21 protein-coding genes are annotated in these 20,333 nt (G+C 60.1%); 16 read left to right on the top strand and 5 right to left on the bottom strand.

Annotated features, from left to right (window positions below):
* Positions 1–434 precede the first annotated feature (434 nt).
* Positions 435–770 carry a DUF2147 domain-containing protein gene (locus ACSV9I_RS08560; protein WP_054160497.1) on the top strand — a complete coding sequence of 112 codons (336 nt, stop codon included), beginning with the start codon at positions 435–437 and terminating at the stop codon, positions 768–770.
* A 69-nt stretch (positions 771–839) separates the two neighbouring features.
* Here the strand turns inward: ACSV9I_RS08560 and ACSV9I_RS08555 are convergent, their stop codons facing one another.
* Complete coding sequence (locus tag ACSV9I_RS08555) at positions 840–1,217, bottom strand: glyoxalase superfamily protein (RefSeq protein ID WP_438328375.1); 378 nt, start codon at positions 1,215–1,217, stop codon at positions 840–842.
* 342 nt (positions 1,218–1,559) lie between these two features.
* Here ACSV9I_RS08555 and ACSV9I_RS08550 point away from each other — a divergent pair, with 342 nt between their 5' ends.
* A complete protein-coding gene (locus ACSV9I_RS08550) occupies positions 1,560–1,730 on the top strand; it encodes a hypothetical protein (protein WP_156318699.1) in 171 nt (56 codons plus the stop codon).
* 108 nt (positions 1,731–1,838) lie between these two features.
* Complete coding sequence (locus ACSV9I_RS08545) at positions 1,839–3,341, top strand: AMP nucleosidase (protein ID WP_054160495.1); 1,503 nt, start codon at positions 1,839–1,841, stop codon at positions 3,339–3,341.
* 38 nt (positions 3,342–3,379) lie between these two features.
* Here ACSV9I_RS08545 and ACSV9I_RS08540 read toward each other — a convergent pair whose 3' ends face one another.
* Together ACSV9I_RS08540 and ACSV9I_RS08535 are read right to left on the bottom strand one after the other, a co-directional pair.
* Positions 3,380–3,619: an aldo/keto reductase gene (locus ACSV9I_RS08540; protein WP_438328373.1), complete on the bottom strand. Its 240-nt coding sequence runs from the start codon at positions 3,617–3,619 to the stop codon at positions 3,380–3,382.
* Positions 3,620–3,706: 87 nt separating this feature from the next.
* Positions 3,707–4,663 carry a lysylphosphatidylglycerol synthase domain-containing protein gene (locus ACSV9I_RS08535; protein ID WP_438328371.1) on the bottom strand — a complete coding sequence of 319 codons (957 nt, stop codon included), beginning with the start codon at positions 4,661–4,663 and terminating at the stop codon, positions 3,707–3,709.
* Between the two features lie 93 nt (positions 4,664–4,756).
* On the opposite strand from ACSV9I_RS08535, the gene ACSV9I_RS08530 reads away from it, so the two are divergent.
* Positions 4,757–5,764, top strand: coding sequence for a glycosyltransferase family 2 protein (locus ACSV9I_RS08530; protein WP_438328548.1), 1,008 nt, complete (start codon positions 4,757–4,759; stop codon positions 5,762–5,764).
* On the top strand, positions 5,757–7,247 hold the full coding sequence (locus ACSV9I_RS08525) for an ArnT family glycosyltransferase (RefSeq protein ID WP_438328369.1): 1,491 nt from the start codon (positions 5,757–5,759) through the stop codon (positions 7,245–7,247). Before ACSV9I_RS08530 ends, ACSV9I_RS08525 begins: the two co-directional genes overlap by 8 nt.
* Before the next feature lie 15 nt (positions 7,248–7,262).
* Here the strand turns inward: ACSV9I_RS08525 and ACSV9I_RS08520 are convergent, their stop codons facing one another.
* Positions 7,263–7,736, bottom strand: a complete 474-nt coding sequence (locus tag ACSV9I_RS08520; protein ID WP_438328368.1) for an OsmC family protein — start codon at positions 7,734–7,736, stop codon at positions 7,263–7,265.
* Positions 7,737–7,954: 218 nt separating this feature from the next.
* Here ACSV9I_RS08520 and ACSV9I_RS08515 point away from each other — a divergent pair, with 218 nt between their 5' ends.
* The 7 genes from ACSV9I_RS08515 (at position 7,955) to ACSV9I_RS08485 (ending at position 13,522) form a co-directional block, all read left to right on the top strand.
* Positions 7,955–8,485, top strand: a complete 531-nt coding sequence (locus tag ACSV9I_RS08515) for a PadR family transcriptional regulator (protein WP_438328367.1) — start codon at positions 7,955–7,957, stop codon at positions 8,483–8,485.
* Between the two features lie 2 nt (positions 8,486–8,487).
* Positions 8,488–8,775: a DUF2218 domain-containing protein gene (locus tag ACSV9I_RS08510; RefSeq protein ID WP_438328365.1), complete on the top strand. Its 288-nt coding sequence runs from the start codon at positions 8,488–8,490 to the stop codon at positions 8,773–8,775.
* A 361-nt stretch (positions 8,776–9,136) separates the two neighbouring features.
* A complete protein-coding gene (locus tag ACSV9I_RS08505) occupies positions 9,137–10,300 on the top strand; it encodes a TMEM43 family protein (RefSeq protein WP_438328364.1) in 1,164 nt (387 codons plus the stop codon).
* 142 nt (positions 10,301–10,442) lie between these two features.
* Positions 10,443–11,216, top strand: a complete 774-nt coding sequence (locus ACSV9I_RS08500) for an SDR family NAD(P)-dependent oxidoreductase (protein ID WP_438328362.1) — start codon at positions 10,443–10,445, stop codon at positions 11,214–11,216.
* A 341-nt stretch (positions 11,217–11,557) separates the two neighbouring features.
* The gene (locus ACSV9I_RS08495) at positions 11,558–11,929 is read left to right on the top strand and encodes a YciI family protein (protein WP_438328361.1); all 372 of its coding nucleotides are present in this window, start codon (positions 11,558–11,560) and stop codon (positions 11,927–11,929) included.
* Entirely contained in the window at positions 11,929–12,291 is a 363-nt protein-coding gene (locus ACSV9I_RS08490; protein ID WP_438328360.1) for a YciI family protein, read from the top strand. The genes ACSV9I_RS08495 and ACSV9I_RS08490 overlap by 1 nt, the downstream gene beginning before the upstream one ends.
* A 10-nt stretch (positions 12,292–12,301) precedes the next feature.
* Positions 12,302–13,522 (top strand): RNA polymerase sigma factor, encoded by a 1,221-nt coding sequence (locus tag ACSV9I_RS08485; protein WP_438328359.1) that lies wholly within the window; start codon positions 12,302–12,304, stop codon positions 13,520–13,522.
* Here the strand turns inward: ACSV9I_RS08485 and ACSV9I_RS08480 are convergent, their stop codons facing one another.
* Complete coding sequence (locus ACSV9I_RS08480) at positions 13,523–14,896, bottom strand: aspartate aminotransferase family protein (protein WP_438328358.1); 1,374 nt, start codon at positions 14,894–14,896, stop codon at positions 13,523–13,525.
* A gap of 187 nt (positions 14,897–15,083) precedes the next feature.
* Here ACSV9I_RS08480 and ACSV9I_RS08475 point away from each other — a divergent pair, with 187 nt between their 5' ends.
* The 4 genes from ACSV9I_RS08475 to ACSV9I_RS08460 all read left to right on the top strand — a co-directional run bounded on the left by ACSV9I_RS08475 (position 15,084) and on the right by ACSV9I_RS08460 (position 20,331).
* A complete protein-coding gene (locus tag ACSV9I_RS08475) occupies positions 15,084–16,442 on the top strand; it encodes a glutamine synthetase family protein (RefSeq protein ID WP_438328357.1) in 1,359 nt (452 codons plus the stop codon).
* A 187-nt stretch (positions 16,443–16,629) separates the two neighbouring features.
* Complete coding sequence (locus tag ACSV9I_RS08470; protein ID WP_438328356.1) at positions 16,630–18,231, top strand: peptide ABC transporter substrate-binding protein; 1,602 nt, start codon at positions 16,630–16,632, stop codon at positions 18,229–18,231.
* Positions 18,232–18,290: 59 nt separating this feature from the next.
* Positions 18,291–19,214 carry an oligopeptide ABC transporter permease OppB gene (oppB, locus tag ACSV9I_RS08465; protein ID WP_054160482.1) on the top strand — a complete coding sequence of 308 codons (924 nt, stop codon included), beginning with the start codon at positions 18,291–18,293 and terminating at the stop codon, positions 19,212–19,214.
* A complete protein-coding gene (locus ACSV9I_RS08460; RefSeq protein WP_438328355.1) occupies positions 19,207–20,331 on the top strand; it encodes an ABC transporter permease in 1,125 nt (374 codons plus the stop codon). Before oppB ends, ACSV9I_RS08460 begins: the two co-directional genes overlap by 8 nt.
* Positions 20,332–20,333: the final 2 nt, after the last annotated feature.

Below are 20,333 nucleotides of genomic sequence, written 5' to 3'. Positions count from 1 at the left end.
TGTCCGGTCATTCTCGCTTGGGTCGGGTATCGGCTGGGTTTGTCCCTGCTCGTTTGATGGGTCCAATATGCAGGAAGGCTTTTGAAAGTCGCTTAAAATGCATCCTTAATTTGCTGAAAACAAAGTACAAAAGCTTCGTAAACTTGAGTTTCTGTTAAGTATCGCAAGGCCTGCGAAACAAGAGATTTGCACGGATATTTACGAAAACTTCAGATCCCAAAATCAACCGATCATTCACCACGAACGACGAAGGGCTTCGCAGTGCATCCGCTGAAATGCCGAATTCCCACGGGAGGGGCACCTCCGGAATGCTGCGGATTGCATTTTACCTTTACGTGTGCGTAAGATTATTTTTAACCGTTGCGCTCGCCTGGAAGAGGATCCAGGCAAGGGTATCGGCCAGGCATCACCATCTCGGGAGGAGACAACAGACCATGCGGACCATCATCATTGCGGCGGCGCTCGCCTTTTCGGCCATCACGGCACAGGCGGCCGAGCCGATCGAGGGCAACTGGAAGACAGCATCTGGCGCCACGGCGCAGATCGCGCCCTGCGGCGGCGCCTTTTGCGTGACGCTGAAGAGCGGCAAGCACAACGGCAAGCAGATCGGCAAGATGTCCGGGAGCGGTGACAGCTATTCGGGCGAGATCACCGATCCGGAAAACGATAAAACCTATTCGGGCTCCGGGACCGTCTCCGGCAATTCCTTGAAAATGAAGGGCTGCGTTCTGGCCGTTCTGTGCAAGAGCCAGACCTGGTCCCGCCTCTAAGGCGAACAATCTCTCCAATCAAAGGGCGCCGGCATCAACCGGCGCCCTTCTCATTCATGGCCTGCCGTCTCAGATAGGCTCGCCCACATCGATGCGGTTCCCATCAGGATCCTCGAAGACGAAGGCCCTGAGACCATAGTCCTTGGCCTGGAGGCGTTTGATCACCCTCAATCCGTGCTGCTGGATGAGATCGTGCAGCCGATCGATGTTCTCAACCATCATGTGCGCGATATTGAAATCGGTTGCCTTGTGGTTCTTCTGAAGGCTGAGATGAATTTCGGCATGGTCCCGCTTGAGGATCACGAACCCGACGGGATCGCCGTTTTCGAACACTTTCTCGAACCCAAGCAGGTCTACATAGAAATCACATGCCCTTGCCATGTCCTTGACCGGCACGGTCGTTGCGACACGTCCGAAACGGAGGGGCATTTCAGTCTTTTTGCTCATGGATGACACCATGTTGCCGGGCGGCGAGGCAGCCTGGGGACGGTGCCCTGTACTGCCTGCGCGCCCGAAGGATGCATTGGGCGAGACGGTGCTCGCCAGCAGTCGTCATGATTATCCCCTCCGAAAACGAAAGGGAAGGCTGCGGACACACGGCTCCCAAACCCGGCCAACACTTCGCCCGCTGTCATGCCTCGCCTCTGCCGTCGTGGCGCTCCTTGCACCACCACGTATTAGAAACTGTTCATTCTTGTGAATGCAGGATGAACCGGCATCTCAGCCTTCATTCAGTCCGGGCCCGCTAGAACCGTAAACAGGGAAAAGGACAGATAGGGAGTTCTGGACATGGCCGATCTGGCGAAACGCATGACGATCCTCACGCTCACCATGGCGGTGTTTGCCGTGGCCTTCAGCCATCTGGTCATTCACAATGCGCCGACACGGCGCGAGGTGTCGACCGGTCTTGTTGCCAGCTGTGCGCCGACAGGCCTCAACACCTGCCGCCCGACGTTCTAATTGGCGCAGTCCGGACCTCAAGCCGGCCCTCACAACTCTATAGCGGAAAACTTGTCGTCGGCCCCGAGACGTCGTTTGCTTGTCAAGTTTCGTCTCCTATAATGTGCCATGAAAACACGAATCTCATCCTCCGCCGCCCTTCCCTCGTTCAGCCCGGAGCCCTTCAAGGCTCAAGTCTTTACCGACGCCACGGCCGCCGTGGATGCGCTGACGGTGCTCTATGAGCGAAACACCAATTTCCTGATCGACGCCTTTTCAAAGCTTGCTCAGGGTGGAGCCATTGAGGGCCGATACCGCGCCTTCTATCCGCAGGTCAGCATTGAGACGACGAGTTTCGGCCATGTCGACAGCCGCCTGTCCTATGGACATGTGACATCCCCCGGCATCTACACGACCACGATCACACGCCCGCAGCTCTTCCGTCATTATCTGAAGGAACAGCTGGCGCTTCTGATGCGCAATCACCAGATGCCGATCACGCTGTCGGAATCGACAACACCGATCCCGCTGCATTTCGCCTTTGGCGAAGGCGCGCATGTCGAGGCCTCGGCCGGCGGACTTGCCGACATGCAGCTGCGCGACATTTTCGATACGCCGGATCTGACCGTCACGGATGACGAAATCGCCAATGGCGAATACGAGCCGAAGCCCGGCGAACCGCATCCTCTGGCGCCGTTCACGGCCCAGCGCATCGACTATTCGCTGGCACGGCTATCGCATTACACGGCAACGGGTGCCAAGCATTTTCAGAACTTCGTGCTGTTCACCAACTACCAGTTCTATGTCGACGAATTCTGCGCCTATGCCCGCAAGCTGATGGCGGATGGCGGTGGGGACTACACGGCCTTCGTCGAGCCCGGCAACATCATCACACCGGCCGGTCATTCCGAGCCCACCGAGGGCGTCGCCATCGGCCGCCTGCCACAAATGCCGGCCTATCACCTGAAGAAGAAGGGGCATGGCGGCATCACCGTGATCAATATCGGCGTTGGTCCCTCGAACGCCAAAACGATTACCGACCATGTCGCCGTGCTGCGCCCGCATGCCTGGCTGATGCTTGGCCACTGCGCAGGCCTGCGGAACAGCCAGCGTCTGGGCGATTACGTTTTGGCCCATGCCTATATGCGCGAAGACCACGTGCTTGACGACGACCTGCCTGCCTGGGTGCCGATCCCGGCACTTTCCGAGGTGCAGCTTGCGCTGGAAGACGCGGTCGAGGAGGTCACCGGCTACGAGGGCTTTGAGCTCAAACGCATCATGCGCACCGGCACGGTCGCCACCATCGACAATCGCAACTGGGAACTTCGTGACCAGCGCGGTCCGGTAAAACGCCTGTCTCAGGCCCGAGCCATCGCACTCGACATGGAATCGGCGACGATCGCTGCCAATGGCTTCCGCTTCCGCGTGCCGTACGGCACTTTGCTCTGCGTTTCGGACAAGCCGCTGCATGGCGAATTGAAGCTGCCGGGCATGGCGACCGCGTTTTACAAGACACAGGTGAGCCAGCATCTGCAAATCGGCATCCGGGCGCTGGAAAAGCTCGGCGCCATGCCGCCGGAAAAGCTGCACTCCCGCAAGCTGCGCAGCTTCTTCGAGACAGCGTTCCAGTGACCAGACACGGGCAGCCCTGCGCGCGCCGCCCTCTCTTTTCAGGCCCGTGGCCAGCTCTTCACCTTTCGCCCGCGAAACAGCACTTTTGACGGCATGTGGAAGATGAAGTCAGGGTTGAGCACCGGCAGTGCGCTTGCTTGTTCAACGCTTTCACGCTGGTCGGACGACAGAACCAGATCCAGCGAGACCGGGTTCTGCGCCAACTGGTCCGGCTTGCTGGCCCCGATCAGGACAGAGGAGACACCCGGCCTCTGAACCACCCAGGCAAGCGCGGCCAAGCTGCTGGCATGCTGGCACAAATTCCAGCTTCACCGCCCGAACAATCAGCGAATAACCATATTGCGGCCCGGTCGGCCTGGGAGGCGTCACCGCTTGCGCGGCGCGATCAGAACGGCCAGCGCGGTGCCGACGAAGGCAGAGACCAGGATGAGGAGATGAGCATTGACCGCCGCCTTGCCGAGGCTTTCCAGACTGTCCCTGGCTGCAGACGCCCCGAACGACACGCTGCCAGCGACGATGCCTGCGGGATAGGTTCCAACGCCACCCGGCGCGTGGACGGGTAGAACGGACGACAGTTCCCCGCCCAGCGCGCCGCCGAAGCTCGCCGCGATCGGTGTTACGTCCATCAAGGCCAGAACCCAGGCGAGAACCAGAACCTTGACGCCCCAGTTGATCAGCGTAGCGGCCCAGGCGCGCAGAAAAGCGGCTGGCCCCGCCGGAAGGCCGCGCTCGATCTCCGCCACGAGGGTCTCGAGCTTTGTCGGAAGTTTCTTTGCAAGCCGAAGGATCGGGCGCTTAAGGGCAAAGGCGGGCAATGGCGCGAGCACGAAGGCGAGCCAGGCAAACACCGCCCAAACTGCCCAGTCCTGCCTGATGACGAGGCCGACCCCGGCTGCGGCCAGAAGAGCATGGAGGTCGAGGAGCCGCATCACCAGCAGCGCGGCCGTCGTGCGCGCCAGCGGCATGGCGAACTCGGAGCGCATCAGAAGCGGAAAACTCGTCTCGCCGGTCCGCATCGGCAACATGATGTTCAACAGATTATGCACGAGCGTCAGACGCAGCAGCCGGCGAAACTGTCCGCGCGTTTCCTCAGGGAAATAGTCGGCGATCCGCCAACAGCGAAGCGCATAGGTCGACACGAGAAGGATCAGCGCCACTGCGAGCGGGAGAACGCCGATCGCCTGGAAACGGTCGGCGAGTTCACCGAGGCCAAAGGCCCAGTGCAGGAAGAGCGCGTAGGCCAGAAGTGCGGCAAATGTCACGAGGCCCATGCGGTTCCGCATGATCCATGTCTGGCCGCTTTCTTCCGCATTCGATTTCATATAGTCAAGCACCCGACGACGGTTACAGGCGCCTCTACCACGATTGCACTGCCTGAGGCCATCCGGACGACATGGAGTTTTTCAGTGAGTGCGATGATTGAAGCGGGCCTGCCCTTTTCACCCGAAGTGACGGGCCTCGAGCTTTCCCTCGTGGTGCCGGTCTTCAATGAAGAAGAGAGTGTCGGGCCGCTGATCGAACGGATTGTCGATGCCATGTCCGCCTACGGCGCGCGCTGGGAACTGGTTCTGGTCGACGACGGCAGCGCCGACCGCACGCTTTTGAACGCGCGGAGCTATCTGGCGCGGCCCGGCCTTGATCTCAAAATCGTTGAGCTTCAGCGCAATTTCGGCCAGACGGCCGCGATGCAGGCCGGCATCGACACGGCGCGCGGACGGTTGATCGCAACACTTGACGGCGATCTGCAGAACGACCCGAAAGACATTCCGGCCATGGTGGCAGCCCTTGAGGAGCGGGAACTTGATCTGCTGGTCGGTTGGCGCAAGAACCGCAAGGACGGGCTAGTGCTGCGCAAAATTCCGTCGTGGTGCGCCAATTACCTGATCGGCCGCATTACCGGCGTGAAATTGCACGACTACGGCTGCAGCCTGAAAATATACCGCGCTTCCGTCATCAAGCAGGTGAAGCTGATGGGCGAGATGCATCGCTTCATCCCGGCCTGGGTCGCCGGCGTCGTGCCAAGCTCGCGCATCGGCGAGATGGAAGTGACCCACCATGCCCGCCAGCACGGCACCTCGAAGTACGGCATATCCCGCACCTTCCGGGTGATCCTCGACCTGCTCTCGGTGATGTTCTTCATGCGCTACAAGGCGCGTCCGGGCCACTTTTTCGGCTCGCTCGGCCTCGGCACCGGCTTTCTTAGTGCAGTCATCCTGTTCTGGCTTTTCGTCCAGAAGGTCGCCTTCGGCGAGGACATCGGCGGCCGTCCGATGCTGATCCTCGGCTTCATGCTCTTCCTGTCATCGGTCCAGCTGATCACAACTGGCATCCTCGCCGAGATGATCGCCCGGACCTATTACCGCGACGACGCCTCGCCGAACTATATCGTGCGGACGATCTTCGGGGCGGAGACGGATGCGTAATCTGATTATCCGTCGGCCCGACAGCATCCTTCTCCTGCTGGCTGGCTACTTCGCCCTGCAATTTGTCGTGCGGCTGATCATGCCGGATGCGATGCGCTATGATGAGGCGCAGCAGGCCTTCTTTTCACAATGGATGGTGCAAGGCTACGATTCGCAGCCGCCACTCTACAACTGGATCCAGTCCGCCTTCGTCTCCGTGTTTGGCCTGTCGATGGCCTCGATCGCCTTCGTCAAGGCCGTGGCGCTTGTCTTGCTTTATGCCAGCCACTATCGCCTGGCGCGCGAACTCCTGACCGACAAACTCTTTGCCGCCCTGTCGACCCTCTCGCTGATGACCATTCCCCAGATCTTCTGGGAGGCGCAACGGGATCTCACGCATTCGGTCGCGCTCGTCATCTGCATCAATCTCTTTTTGCTGGCGGCCATTCGGACCATTAAGGCGCCCAGCACCTTTCTCTATGCCATGCTCGGCCTGACCGCCGGACTCGGCATGATCTCGAAGTATAATTTTGCGCTGGTCTTTTTCGGTACCTTCGTCGCAGTTGCGCTCAATCCAGATTGGCGCAGTCGGCTTTTCGACCGCCGAATTCTGATCTCCGCGCTGGTGGGTATCCTCGTCGTCCTGCCCCATGGCTTGTGGCTGATCGACAATCTTTCGATCGCATCGGGCAAGACACTGTCGATCATGGCGCAGGAGGCTCCAGAGAATGCATTGGCGAAACTTCTCCAGGGACCACTCCGGTTCCTGCGTATCGTGCTTGTGATTCTCGCTCCCCTCGTTGCCGTCTATGTCTTTGCCTTCCGGCAAGAACTCGTCCGCAGCCTGCGGCAATCGACCCAGTGGACGCGTTTTTTCGAGCACTTCTTCCTGACGGTCATTCTGACGATCCTTCTGCTGATCCTCACCATCGGCATGACGGCGCTTCGGGACCGCTGGCTGATGCCTTTCGTCGCGCTGGTGCCAATCTGGCTTTGCCTCAAGCTCCAGGCTTCTGCGGTGCGACCGAGCGACTACGCCCAACGCTTGCTGATCGTTCCCCTGATCGTCATGTGCCTCGCGCCGATCGCGCTCGTGCTTCGGACGAATGCACCGCAGCTATTCGGCTCCTATCAGGCGTATAACATGCCATACGGCGATTTCCTTGAACACGTCACCGCCGAGGAAGGCCGCAGGCCGGGGCTCATGCTTGCCGACAACTGGCTAACGGCCGGCAACCTGCATCTTCAAATGCCAGACGTGCCCGCGATGGCCATCGTCTACGATCATTTGAATGCGGCCTATCAATGGACGGCGGAGAAGCCGATCCTGCTGGTCTGGCTCGGCAGTGACGGCTCTGCGGTTCCCAAGAGCCTGACTACCTGGCTCGACCAGAAGGGAACCGCCTACCGGCTCGGCGAGGTACGGCTGCTTGACCTTCCCTACCAGCATTCGTTCAATGAGGAAAAAGCCCGTTTCGGCTATGCCTGGGTCTATACGCGCTAACGGGTTTACAAAGCCTCAGACCTCTATGATTTCCGGCTCGCAGCGGACAGGGAAATTTACCGAATTGGCGATGAAGCATTTTTCATGCGCGTCTTCGTGCAATTCGCGGGCGATGTCTGGGAATGTGCCGCGCTTGATGGTTACGCGGGGCTTCAGGACGATTTCTGTAAAGCGACCGCCGCCGCTTTCATCCATTTCCATCACGCCTTGCGCATTGTCCTCATAGGCCGTGACAATCACGCCCGAGACGGCGCAGAAATGCAGATACCACAGCTTGTGGCAGGCCGAGACGGAAGCCACCAGAAGGTCTTCCGGGTTCCAGCGGGCTGGATCACCGAGAAAATGCGGGTCGGCTGAGCCTGGAATATCCGGCTTGCCAGCCACGGAAATCGTGTGATCGCGGCCATAGGCCCGATAACCGGATGTTCCCGTTCCGCGATCCCCCTGCCAGGTGATCTTCACCGCATATTCGTGCCGATGCTCAGACATTGCCGTCCCTTTCGTTTTGCCCTGACCATAGGGCAAGGCGGCCAGCTCATCCAAGGTCTGCCGCACCGCTCCACCAATTTTTAAAAGAGCCCCTTGCATAAACCGATCTAAGATATATCTTAGATGCACTTCAGACATAAATAACGGAGCTTATGATGAGACACGGACACAGAGACCACAGACATTCAGGTGACGGCTGCGGCCGGGGCATACATCGCATGATGGCGATGGCCCGACGCGGCGGCCCCTTCGACGGACCGGAGGGAGGTCCACGCGGTCGCGGCGAACGGCGGCGCATGTTTGACGGCGGCGAATTGCGGCTCGTACTGCTGAAACTGATCGGCGAGCAGCCGCGCCACGGCTATGACCTGATCCGCGAGATCGAAACGCTGTCGGGCGGCGCATATGCCCCCTCGCCCGGCGTCGTCTATCCGACGATGACTTTGCTTCTCGACATGGGGCTTGCAGAAGAACAGGCAAGCGAAGGTCCGCGCAAGCTGCTTGCGATCACGGAGGCGGGTCAGCAGCATCTTGCCGAACGCGCCGACGAAGTCGCCATCGCCATCGGCCGGTTGACGGCTCTGGCCAAGGTTAGCGAGCGGACCGATGCGGCTCCCGTTCGCCGGGCCATGCACAATCTCAAGACTGCCCTGCATGACTGCCTGTCGCGCGAAGGTGCTACCCGCGAAACCCAATTGGAAGTCGCCCGCATTCTCGACGAAGCGGTCGGCAAGATCGAAAGGCTTTGACAATGAAAACAGCAAAAGCGGTGATCCCTACCGAAAACGGCTGGAAATACGTGCAGCAACTTTGCAAGCACTGGGCCCACAAACTCGACGTCGAGCTTGGAGAGCAAAAGGGTATCGTGCGGTTTGCCGAAGCGACGGCCGTCATGACATGCGACGCCTCGTCCCTGACCGTGGACATCGAGGCCGCGTCAGACGACGTGCTGGAACGAATGAAAGGCGTGGTGGCGAGCCATCTCGACCGCTTCGCCTTCCGCGAGGCGCCGCTGCCGTTTGACTGGACACCGGCCTGATCCTTCCTGGAACACGGACGTCGAAGCGGATTCAGGTTGCCTCTGGCTGTTAAAACCTGAATCCGAGCCCCTCGTGATTTGATCGATGGTGACAGGACCCGAGCCTGCAGCCAGGTTCGCGCTCGAACACTTCCGATCTTTCATCATGACAGACGGCTCAGGACGAGCCACGGCCCATGCGCAACCCCAGAACAGGTCGGCCATAAATCAGTCTCGTTTCAGAGCCTGAACCAGGTGCTGGACGCGCGAGAACTATATCCTCACCAAAGCCCAATCTTCCCAAGATAAGATCTTTCGCCCATGGCAAAAGTTGCTAGAAAGCCTCCTGGGTAAACAAGGGCGCTTAATAGTGGGGGCTGCCATGAATTTGGTAACAAAAACATCAACATCTTGGTTTTCACGTCTGGGCGGGGCGCTGACGGGTGCATTGTTCGGTTTGGTTCTACTCATCGTGGCAATTGTCGCGCTGTTCTGGAATGAAAGTCGATCGATCGAGACCTATAAGTCTCTGGAGGAAGGATTATCGATCGTCGTTACGACCGATGCGTCACGGATCGACCCGGCGCTTGATCGCAAACTGGTTCACATCGAAAGCGATGTTGTGCCGACCGCAGATGTGGTCGATCCTGAGACGGGGATCAGCGTCTCCGGGGCGATTGGCCTGGCGCGCAAGGTGGAGATGTACCAATGGGTCGAGGAAAAAAGCAGCACGACCGAGAAAAAGCTCGGCGGCGGCGAAGAAACCGTGACGACCTATAGCTATTCCAAGGAATGGAGCGAGAAGGCCCAGGATTCATCGGAGTTCAAGGAGCCTGCGGGGCACGAGAACCCGGATTTCTGGCTGCCATCGTCCGAAACTCTGGTGGACACGGCGCAATTGGGGGCCTTTAGCGTCGCCGGTTCGCAGATCGCCTCGGTTGGCGCGCGCGTCGCCTTGCCGATCACCAATGAAACAGCCGCTGAAGCCTCGGAGGCCCTCGGTTATCCTGGTGAAGGCCGTGCCGTGATGCAGGCGCTCTATTTCGGCGCCGATGAAAAGGCACCGCAGATCGGCGACACCAAGGTTCGCTTTGAAAAGATCATGCTCCCGGAAGTGAGCATCGTCGGCATGCAGCACGGTGACCGTCTGACGGAATACACCACGCAGAACGGGTACACTCTGTTCCTGTTGGCCGCAGGCCGGGAACCCTTCGCCAAGATGTTCGCCGACAGCCAGGCCGAAAATGTTGTGCTGACCTGGGCCATTCGCCTGGCGGGGATTTTTGCGTTGTTCGTCGGCTTTGCGTTGATCCTGCGGATATTCAGCGTGATCGGTGACGTTATCCCGTTTGTCGGCTCCTTGATTGCCTTCGGGACGGGGCTGGTTTCCTTCGTCATGGCGCTCGCCGTTGGCGTGACTGTCATCGCAATCGGCTGGTTTGCCGTCCGGCCTCTCCTGTCGATTGGGCTCATTGTGGTCGTTGCAGCCGTTGTATGGGCCTATTCAAAATATGGTCGGAAGAAGCCAGTCGCGCCTGCCGCGTGACCGCGGGACGCTGGAGCACGGGAGGCGACCTGGTTCTTGCCTGAACTGCGCTCGGTCATAGTGAACCAACATGGATGAGACCGGCCTTGCCAAATGACGGCAGGGCCGGTCTAACTTTTTCCGACACGAGGAGGACATCACCATGACGACACTCACCATCCCCGATCTCGCCGGCAAGGCCGTGCTGATCACCGGCGCATCGAGTGGGATCGGCGAAGCCCTCGCCCGGGCCTTCGCAGCACAGGGCGCGCTGGTCGGCCTGCACTACAATTCCAATGTGGAAGCCGCACATGCCATTGCCCGCGACATCGAAGCGGCCGGGGGCTCCGTGTTTGCCGTGCGGGCGGATGCCACGGATTCGGACGCAATGGCAACAGCGGTCGAAGAGGTTGCCAGGACCTTCGGTCGGCTGGACGGGTTGATCAACAATGCCGGCAGCATGATCGCCAGACTGACCTATGAAGAGATGACCGACGCCCATTACGACAAGGTGATGGACGTCAATGGCCGGTCCGTGCTGTCGACCGTGCATGCAGCACTGCCCCACATCAAGAAGCAGGGCGGCTTCATCATCAACACGACCTCTGTCGCCGCGCGCAGTGGCGGAACCGCAGGTTCCGGCGTCTATGGCTCATCCAAGGCTTTCGTCGCGGCTGTCACCAAGGGCATGGCGCTGGAATTCGGCAAATACGATATCCGCGTCAATGCGGTGGCACCCGGCGTTATCACCACACCTTTCCAGGAGAAATATGCGCTTCCCGGCCAGCTCGATCAGGTCGCCGGCAGCGTGCCGCTGAAGCGCACGGGCACCCCGCAGGATTGTGTCGGTGCTTACCTGTTTCTCGCTTCCCCCATGCTTTCGGGCTACATCACGGGGCAGACGATCGACGTAAATGGCGGACAGCTGATGCCGTGAGCGGCCAGTATCTCTGGAGCCAAAGGCGGCGGAGAATGGAGTGCTTGCCGAACCATATCATCCGGGAATTTGGGAGAGCCGCAGGCTGCGGCTCCTCGCAAGCAGCTTCGCGCGCTGCCTTTTGCTGTTTTGCCCGATCGACGAGCGCCTGAACGAGAGCGGCTTCCAGAATATGCATAACCTGATCCTCCGGTTGATGTAACCTCTGGTCGCACCGGCGATCCTCCATTCGACAAAGCGGATTTCTTTTTTCTGCACGCCGCTCGCCTGTCGAATTCGCCACCGGCCGTTCGACAAGATCCGTGTCTGCGATAGGATCAGCAGACGGAACGGAGGATCCCATGAAGTATCTTTGCCAGGTCTGGCTCGACGAAACCGTGATGCAAGCCTTAAGCGATGCCGAGCGACGCGAGCTGGATCGACAGTCGCTCGCTTATGATCTCGCCCTCGCAGAACGCGGGCACCTCGTCATGGCCTCACCGCTCACCGCCCCGGAAACGGCTCTTACGCTCAGCGTCAGGCAGGGCAATGTGCTGACCACAGATGGCCCGTTTACCGAGAGCCGGGAACATCTCGGCGGCTTTCTCCTCATTGAAGCGCGGGATCTGAGCGAAGTGACGGAGATTGTCGCCCGTGTTCCGATCGCCCGGTATGGCAGTATCGAAATCCGTGCGCTCTGTGATATTCCTGTTCATGACGCGGAGCCTGCCTGATGCGCTTCGTCTGCTTCATCCACACCAACCCGGCCGACATCGACGCGATTTCCGAGGCGGATCACCGCCGGATCGTCTCGGAACACTTTGCCTTTGACGCCGCGGTCACGGCATCCGGGCATCACATCGTCTCCGAAGCGCTGGACGAACCGGAGCATGCCGTCACGATCAGGCGCTCGGCAAACGGGCCTGTGGTCCATGACGGCCCGTTTGCCGAAAGCCGCGAACATATTGGCGGCTTTTACCTCCTGGAGGCGGCAACACTGAACGAGGCAATCGACATCGCCAGCCGCATCCCGTCCCTTCAGCACAGCAGCATCGAGATCCGGCCCGTCCGCACCCTCACCCTGTCATCCGGCTAGGAGGGGCCGAATGGCAGATCCGGTCCACCAACAGATCGAAGGCATCTATCGCCAGTCTGCACCGCGTATCCGTGCCACGCTCATCCGTCTGCTCGGCAGTTTCGAGCTGGCCGACGAGGCCCTGCACGATGCCTTCCTGCAAGCCTCGATGGTCTGGCCATCAAAGGGCGTACCGCGCAATCCGGAACCCTGGCTCGTTTCGGCGGGCCGGTACCGGACCATTGATCGGCTGCGAAAGCGGGCACTTGCCGACCGACACCAGGACGACCTCGCCTATCTCGCCGAGATCGAGGGGCGTGCGGAGGACGATCCCATGATGATCGAAGACGACATGCTGCGGCTGATCTTCACCTGTTGCCATCCGGCCCTGCCGGAGGAGGGACGGATGGCCATGGCACTGCGTGAGGTCTGCGGCCTGACCACGGAAGAAATTGCACGGGCCTTCCTGACTCTTCCGGCGACCATTGCCCAACGGATCGTGCGGGCGAAGGCGAAGATACGCGCTCAGCGCATTCCCTATGCCATACCCGAAATGCAAGACCTGCCCGAGCGGATCGAGACAGTTCTTACCGTCGTCTACCTGCTGTTCAATGAGGGGCATGGCCGTGCTGGACCATCTGAGCGCCTGTCGGATGACGCCATCCATCTCGGAAGGCTGATCGCCGGCATGATCGCCGATACCGAATGTCTGGGGCTCCTCGCTTTGATGCTGTTCCAGCAATCGCGGAAATCGGCCCGCCTCGACAAAGCAGGTGCACTTGTGTTGCTCACGGACCAAAACAGAGACCTGTGGGACGCGGGCATGATTGCAGAGGGCGAAACGCTGTTAAGCCGTATTCATGCGACCGGAGAGATCGGCGCCTATGGCCTCCAGGCATCGATTGCCGCCTGCCACGCCCGAGCAAGGTCCGCTGAGGACACGGACTGGCACCGTATCCTTGCGCTCTATGACATGCTCCTCGAAGCGAGCCCCTCGCCCGTCGTCGCCCTCAATCGCGCCGTCGCACTCGCCGAAGTCGACGGGGAAAGCACCGCCCTGGCCGTGGTCGATGGCCTCCTGCTGGACCCTGCGATGAAACGCTATCATGCGGCATACAGCGTGAAGGCTGACCTGGAACGCCGGCTGGGCCACGTGAAAGATGCCCGCGCCAGCTATGTCACCGCCCTGGCGCTTGCAAGCCACGCCCATGAGCGAGGCTTCATCGAGGCCAGACTGAAAGAACTGGCGTGATCACCCCTCGCCTCTGTTGTCCTTCAGCCAATCCAGACCGTTGCGCAGCGTATCCACCGCCTGATCGATCTCAGTGCGGGAGATGATCAGCGGCGGCGAGAAGAGCATGCGGTCGCCGGTGGCGCGCAGCACGACGCCTGCGTCAACGCATTGGTTGCGCACCGCAGTCCCCGTATCGTCAGGCTTCTTGAAGCGGCGGCGAGTGGCCTTGTCGGCGGTGATCTGGACGGCGCCCATCAAACCGACGCTAACGGCTTCGCCGACCAGTTCGTGGTCCGTCAGCGAGGCAAGGGCGGCAGCGAGGTAAGGGCCGGTGTCGTCCCGGACGCGCTCCACCAGTCCCTCATCCTCGATGATGCGGATGTTCTCAAGGGCTGCGGCAGCGGCCACCGGGTGACCGGAATAGGTGTAGCCGTGGTAGAAATCGCCGAGTTCGTTGACCATGACTTCGGCCACACGGTCGGAGACGAGAACGCCACCGATCGGCAGATAGCCAGATGACAGACCCTTGGCGATCGGGGCGAGATCCGGCTCGAAATCATAATGCTGGTGGCCGAACCAGGAGCCGAGGCGACCGAAGCCCGAGATCACTTCGTCGGCGACGAGCAGGATCTGGTACTTGGCGCAGATGCGCTTGATTTCTGGCCAATAGGTCGATGGCGGCACGATGACGCCGCCGGCCCCCTGGATCGGCTCGGCGACGAAGGCCGCGACATTCTCCTCGCCGAGTTCAATGATCTTCTCTTCCAGTTCGCGCGCCACCTTGACGCCGAAGTCTTCGGGCGAAAGATCGCCACCTTCGGCATACCAGTAGGGCTGGTTGATGTGGTGGATGCCCTCGATCGGCAGGTTGCCCTGCTCGTGCATCCACTTCATGCCGCCGAGCGAGGCGCCGGCGACCGTCGAGCCATGATAGGCGTTCTTGCGGGCAATGACCTGCGTCTTCGTCTCATGGCCGAGCGCCTTCCAGTAGACGCGCGCCATGCGGAACCAGGTGTCGGAGGCTTCCGAGCCCGAATTGGAGAAGAAGACGCGGTTGATCGTCGGGCCGGTCTTTTCGGCGATCTTCTGGGCGAGCAGCGTGGTCGGCGGCGTCGTGGTGCCGAAGAAGGTGTTGTAATAGGGCAGTTCGAGCATCTGGGCATGCACGACATCAGCAATCGACTTGCGGCCATAGCCAACATTGACGCACCAGAGGCCGGCAAAGGCATCGAGATACTGCTTACCCGTCGCATCCCAGATATGCACGCCTTCCGCCCGGGTGATGATCTTGGTGCCGGCAGCATTCAGCTTCTTCATGTCCGAGAAGGGATGAAGATGATGGGCAGCGTCGATGGCACCGAGATTGGAGACGGCGGAAAACGGCTTGTTCATGGACATGTCCTCGGCGGGCCGCAGTCGTCCATCGCGGCCAAACAAGGTCCGTTCCGGCGCCCGCCCACGCATTGAAAGGTGGAACTTTATCGGCTACGAACATGGCCTTCCGACGCGCATTTGGCAAGGCAGCGATCGCCGCGTTTCTCCGGCCAAATCCGTACACAGCCAGAGAAAGTTATCTGCCATGACCGCATTGTCTGAGGCCGCCGATCTCAATGCAGCCGACCCTTCCGCGCGCATTGAAGTCCTGCTCGTCGGCATGAACGGCGACCTGCGTGGCAAGATGATCCCACTCTCGGCCGAGGACAAGGTCTGGAAAAACACCGTCCGCCTGCCGGCCTCCACGCAATCGCTCGACATCTGGGGCGATGACAATGACGACATCACCAAGATCTCGCTGACGCTGGGCGATCCTGACGGTATCTGTGTGCCGTCGAAGAATTCGCTGACCACACTGCCCTGGGGACCAAAGGGATCCAAGCAGGTGCTGGCAACGATGCACACGCTCTCAGGCGAACCGCATTATGTCTGCCCGCGCGCCATCCTCGCCAATGTGCTCAAGCGCTTCGAGGAACGGGGCCTCACGCCGGTTGTGGCGACAGAACTCGAATTCTATGTGATGGAGCCGGATTTCCGCGAAACCGGTGTGCCGATGCCGCCGAAAGCGCTCGTCATGAATGGCGAGGTCGAGGGGTACCAGCTCTATGACATGCGCGCGACGGCCGCGATGGAAGACTTTCTTGCCACCGTGCGCGCCTATTGCGACCACATGGGCCTGCCGGCGGATGCGACCACCGCCGAGTTCGGCCCTGGCCAGTTCGAGGTCAACCTCTTGCACAAGCCGGACGCGATGGCGGCAGCGGACGACTGCATCTATCTGAAGCGCGTCGTTGATTTTGCCGCCCGCAAACATGGTTTCAAGGCAACCTGCATGGCGAAGCCCTATGGTGACCATGCCGGCTCCGGCCTGCATGTGCATGCATCGATCATCGACAAGGACGGCCGCAACATTCTCGACGCCAAGGGCGGCGATCCGGTGAAGCTCAAGTCGATCACCGCGGGCATGCTGAAGTCGATGCAGGAAGCGCAACTCATCTTTGCGCCTTTTGCCAATTCCTATCGCCGTTTCCAGCCGGGCTCGTTTGCACCCGACAAGATCGATTGGGGTTTTGGCAATCGTGGCACGGCCATCCGCATTCCGGACAAGGACGGCCCGGCCGCCCGGATCGAGCATCGCGTGGCCGGTGCCGATGCCCATCCGCATCTGCTGCTCGCAGCCATCCTCGGCGGCATCCTCCTCGGTCTCGATGAAGACCTTGATCCGGGCCAGGTTACCACGCCGGACAGTGCGCCTGAGAATCCGGATATGCTGACCTACGACTTCCTGACTGCCGTCGAGCGCTTCCGGACATCCCCCTTCATCACCGATATCTTCGGGGCCGAATACCAGCGCATCTATGGCGACACGAAGCGCAAGGAAGCCATGGCCTATCTGCGGACCGTCTCAAGCTTCGACTACCAGACCTATCTGCCGCGGATCTAGGCAACCCCAGGAGGCGTCATAAAATTGCCAAGGACCGTCCGTTTGCGCAATTTCTTGTCGAATCCAAAACAATTATGAGAAAAAACCTCCTCAAAATTGGGGTATGGACGACAAATTAACTTGCCGAGGTCCGGTGAATGACTTCATGTCCCGTGTTCGTAAATAACGAACTGGGAGTTTTTAACCTATGACCATCCAGACGCGCCGCATTCTCGGCACCTCTCTGTTGCTCGGCTCGCTCTTCCTCGGCGCAAGCCAGGCGCTGGCCGAAGCGGTTCTGCATCGCGGCAATGCCGGCGAGCCGCAGACGCTTGATTATGCCCATATCTCGATCGACATCGAGGGCTTCGTGGTCCGCGATCTGTTTGAAGGCCTCACCATTTTCGACGCCAATGGCAAGATCGTACCCGGCACGGCAGAAAGCTGGACGATTTCGGAAGACGAGACCGTCTACACTTTCAAGATCCGCGAAAACGCCAACTGGTCGGACGGCTCGCCGGTAACCGCTGAAGACTTCGTCTTCGCCATGCGCCGCCTCGAAGACCCGAAGACCGCCGCCGAATACGCCAACATCCTTTACCCGATCAAGAATGCCGAAAAGGCGAACAAGGGCGAAGTTCCGATCGACCAGCTCGGCATCAAGGCGATCGACGCCAAGACCGTCGAAATCACGCTTGAGCGCCCGACCCCGTTCTTCCTGCAGCTTCTCGCCCACTACACCGCGCTGCCGATCAGCAAGGCGAACTTTGAAAAGTTCGGCGACCAGTTCGTCAAGCCAGGCAATATGGTCTCAAACGGCGCCTTCGTGCTTCAGGCCCATGTGCCGAACGACACGCTGACCGTGGTCAAGAACGAAAAGTATTGGGACGCCGCCAACGTCAAGCTCGACAAGGTCGTCTTCTACCCGGTCGACGACGATGCCGCTTCGGTTCGCCGTTTCGAAGCCAAGGAAATGGACCTCGTCTACAACTTCTCGGCTGACCAGATCAAACGCCTGCGCGAAAGCTATGGCGATCAGGTTCACGTGACCCCGGGCCTCGCCACTTATTACTACGTCTTCGACAATCGCGAGCCGCCGTACAACGACGTCAACGTTCGCCGTGCGCTGTCGATGTCCATCGACCGCGATTTCCTTGCCCAGGAAATCTATGCCGGCGCACAGCTGCCAGCCTATAATCTGGTCCCGCCGGGTCTCGAAGGCTATGGCCAGGGCCCGCAGCCTGATTTCGCCTCGATGTCGCAGATCGACCGCGAAGACAAGGCTGTCGAGCTGATGAAGGCTGCCGGTTACGGCGAAGGTGGCAAGCCGCTCGAAATCGAGATTCGCTACAACACCAATGCCAACCACGAGCGCGTCGCAACCGCTGTCGCCGACATGTGGAAGAACACCTTCGGCGCCAAGGTGACGATGACGAACCTCGACGTTGCCTCGCACTACGCCTACCTGCAGGAAGGCGGCAAGTTCAATGTTGCGCGCGCCGGCTGGAACGCCGACTACGCCGACCCGGAAAACTTCCTCGCCCTCAATGTCAGCACGAATGTCACGTTCAACTACGGCAAGTACAAGAACGCCGACTATGATGCGCTGATGAAGGCCTCCTATGAAGAGCGCGATCCGGCCAAGCGCATGGAAGAGCTCAAGAAGGCGGAAGCCCTTCTGATGAACGACCAGGCGATTGCACCGCTGATGAACACCGCCAACCTGTGGCTGGTCTCGTCGCGCGTCTCCGGCTGGGGCGACAATCCGGTGAATGAACACCTGTCGAAGTTCCTCAGCGTTTCCGAATAACCAAACTCAGGGAATGGCGCGCGGCAGCATGAGGCTGTCGCGCGTCATCTTTTTTCACCATGATGTCATTTGTCCTGCGCCGACTGATGAGCGCCGTCCCCACGGTCCTTCTCGTCGTGACGATCTCCTTCTTCCTGATGCGCTTTGCGCCTGGCGGTCCGTTCAATCTCGAACGTCCGCTGCCCCCACAGACGATGGAAAACATCCTGGCGACCTACAAGCTCGACCAGCCTCTGTGGCAGCAGTACATCAACTATCTCGGCAATGCCGTGCGCGGCGACTTCGGCCCCAGTTTCATCTATAAGGACAACACCGTCTCCGAGCTGATCGGCAAGGCCCTGCCCTATTCGATCGAGCTTGGTCTCTATGCCATCCTGATCGCGTTGATCGGCGGCGTCACGCTCGGCACGATCGCAGCTCTTCGCCAGAACAGCGTGCTGGATTTCGGCCTGATGGCCTTTGCCACCGTCGGTGTCACCGTTCCCAATTTCGTTGTCGGCCCGGTTCTTACGCTGGTCTTCGCCGTCTTCCTGTCCTGGCTTCCGGCTGGCGGCTGGGGTGATGGTTCTGTTCGCAACCTCATCCTGCCGATGACGGCGCTCGCGCTGCCACAGCTTGCGGTCTTTGCCCGGCTCACGCGCGGCTCGATGATCGAGGCGCTCAACACCGACCATATCCGGACTGCACGCGCCTACGGGCTTCCCTCGCGCGTCGTCGTCGTGACGCATGCCATGCGTGGTGCGATGTTGCCGATCATCTCCTATCTCGCTCCTTGCGCGGCAGCCCTTCTCACCGGTTCCGCCGTGGTTGAGAGCATCTTCACCATCCCCGGCGTTGGTCGCTACTTCGTGCTTGGCGCCCTCAATCGCGATTACCCGCTTGTCATGGGCACCGTCATTCTGGTGGCCATATTCGTGATCTTCTTCAACCTGTTGGTCGACATCGCCTACGGCCTGCTCGATCCGAGGGTTCGCAATGACTGATACCACCCTGACCCAGACGCCGGAAATTGCCGGCCGCAGCCTCGCCCAGCTCGCCTGGCTCCGTTTCAAGCGCAACAAGGCTGCAATCTCGGGCTGCATCATGCTGCTGCTGATCGGCCTCTTCTCCTTCGCGGGACCGTTCTTTGCTCCGCATACCTATGACCAGGTCTTCCCGTCCTATGTCTCGATCCCGCCAAGCCTCGCGCCTCGGCCCGATCCGCAGTCCCTGCAAGAGGTGGCGGACAGCACGGCCAAACGCGCGCGTTTGACGCTTGAAAGCTTCGAGATCGAAAACGGCGTGTTCACCGCCAAAGTGACGTCGACCCGCCCGATCGATCCGCGCTCGGTGCGCTATTTCGACCGCGTCAACGAGTTCAAGAACACGACCGTCGCCGAAACCTCTGCCGACCAGCTGGCCATGACCCTCACGGGCTCAGTGGATCAGCAGTATTTCCTGTTCGGCACCGACAGCAATGGTCGTGACCTTCTGGTCCGCGTCATGCTGGGCGGCCAGATTTCGATTGCTGTTGGTCTGGCAGCCAGCCTTGTCTCGCTTGGCATCGGTGTCGTCTATGGCGCGACCTCCGGCTATCTTGGCGGTCGCGTCGACAATGTCATGATGCGCCTTGTCGAAATTCTCTACTCTCTGCCCTTCGTTTTCCTTGTCGTGGTTCTCGTCGTCTTCTTCGGGCGCTCGGTGGTTCTCATCTTCCTGGTGATCGGCGCAGTGGAATGGCTGGAAATGGCCCGCATCGTGCGCGGCCAGACACTGTCGCTGAAGCGCCGTGAATTCGTCGGAGCTGCAGAGGCGCTTGGCCTCACCGACTGGCAGATCATCCGTCGCCACATCATTCCGAACACGATCGGCCCGGTCATCGTCTTCGTCACCGTTGTCGTCCCGAAGGTGATCCTCCTCGAAAGCTTCCTCTCCTTCCTTGGCCTCGGCGTTCAGGCGCCGCTTGCCAGCTGGGGGACGCTGATCTCGGAAGGCACGAAGAACATGCAGAGTGCCCCATGGCTTCTGATCTTCCCGGCGATCTTCTTCGTAACGACGCTGTTTTCGCTGAATTTCGTAGGCGATGGCCTGCGTGATGCACTGGATCCGAAGGACCGATGAGC

Origin of the sequence: Rhizobium sp. G187 (assembly GCF_051549525.1) — a bacterium.
Taxonomy (GTDB): Bacteria; Pseudomonadota; Alphaproteobacteria; order Rhizobiales; family Rhizobiaceae; genus Allorhizobium.
Note: the sequence above shows the minus strand (reverse complement) of the source record. Positions and strands in the feature narration are given on the sequence as shown.

Excerpts from the sequence above, each read along its gene's own strand:
- ACSV9I_RS08560 (WP_054160497.1), top strand. The coding sequence starts at position 435 with ATGCGGACCATCATCATTGCGGCGGCGCTCGCCTTTTCGGCCATCACG.
- ACSV9I_RS08505 (WP_438328364.1), top strand. The coding sequence starts at position 9,137 with ATGAATTTGGTAACAAAAACATCAACATCTTGGTTTTCACGTCTGGGC.
- ACSV9I_RS08475 (WP_438328357.1), top strand. The coding sequence starts at position 15,084 with ATGACCGCATTGTCTGAGGCCGCCGATCTCAATGCAGCCGACCCTTCC.
- oppB (WP_054160482.1), top strand. The coding sequence starts at position 18,291 with ATGATGTCATTTGTCCTGCGCCGACTGATGAGCGCCGTCCCCACGGTC.
- ACSV9I_RS08480 (WP_438328358.1), bottom strand. The coding sequence starts at position 14,896 with ATGAACAAGCCGTTTTCCGCCGTCTCCAATCTCGGTGCCATCGACGCT.
- ACSV9I_RS08535 (WP_438328371.1), bottom strand. The coding sequence starts at position 4,663 with ATGAAATCGAATGCGGAAGAAAGCGGCCAGACATGGATCATGCGGAAC.
- ACSV9I_RS08500 (WP_438328362.1), top strand. The coding sequence starts at position 10,443 with ATGACGACACTCACCATCCCCGATCTCGCCGGCAAGGCCGTGCTGATC.
- ACSV9I_RS08470 (WP_438328356.1), top strand. The coding sequence starts at position 16,630 with ATGACCATCCAGACGCGCCGCATTCTCGGCACCTCTCTGTTGCTCGGC.
- ACSV9I_RS08485 (WP_438328359.1), top strand. The coding sequence starts at position 12,302 with ATGGCAGATCCGGTCCACCAACAGATCGAAGGCATCTATCGCCAGTCT.
- ACSV9I_RS08555 (WP_438328375.1), bottom strand. The coding sequence starts at position 1,217 with ATGAGCAAAAAGACTGAAATGCCCCTCCGTTTCGGACGTGTCGCAACG.
- ACSV9I_RS08510 (WP_438328365.1), top strand. The coding sequence starts at position 8,488 with ATGAAAACAGCAAAAGCGGTGATCCCTACCGAAAACGGCTGGAAATAC.
- ACSV9I_RS08530 (WP_438328548.1), top strand. The coding sequence starts at position 4,757 with ATGATTGAAGCGGGCCTGCCCTTTTCACCCGAAGTGACGGGCCTCGAG.
- ACSV9I_RS08525 (WP_438328369.1), top strand. The coding sequence starts at position 5,757 with ATGCGTAATCTGATTATCCGTCGGCCCGACAGCATCCTTCTCCTGCTG.
- ACSV9I_RS08490 (WP_438328360.1), top strand. The coding sequence starts at position 11,929 with ATGCGCTTCGTCTGCTTCATCCACACCAACCCGGCCGACATCGACGCG.
- ACSV9I_RS08550 (WP_156318699.1), top strand. The coding sequence starts at position 1,560 with ATGGCCGATCTGGCGAAACGCATGACGATCCTCACGCTCACCATGGCG.
- ACSV9I_RS08460 (WP_438328355.1), top strand. The coding sequence starts at position 19,207 with ATGACTGATACCACCCTGACCCAGACGCCGGAAATTGCCGGCCGCAGC.
- ACSV9I_RS08515 (WP_438328367.1), top strand. The coding sequence starts at position 7,955 with ATGATGGCGATGGCCCGACGCGGCGGCCCCTTCGACGGACCGGAGGGA.
- ACSV9I_RS08520 (WP_438328368.1), bottom strand. The coding sequence starts at position 7,736 with ATGTCTGAGCATCGGCACGAATATGCGGTGAAGATCACCTGGCAGGGG.
- ACSV9I_RS08545 (WP_054160495.1), top strand. The coding sequence starts at position 1,839 with ATGAAAACACGAATCTCATCCTCCGCCGCCCTTCCCTCGTTCAGCCCG.
- ACSV9I_RS08495 (WP_438328361.1), top strand. The coding sequence starts at position 11,558 with ATGAAGTATCTTTGCCAGGTCTGGCTCGACGAAACCGTGATGCAAGCC.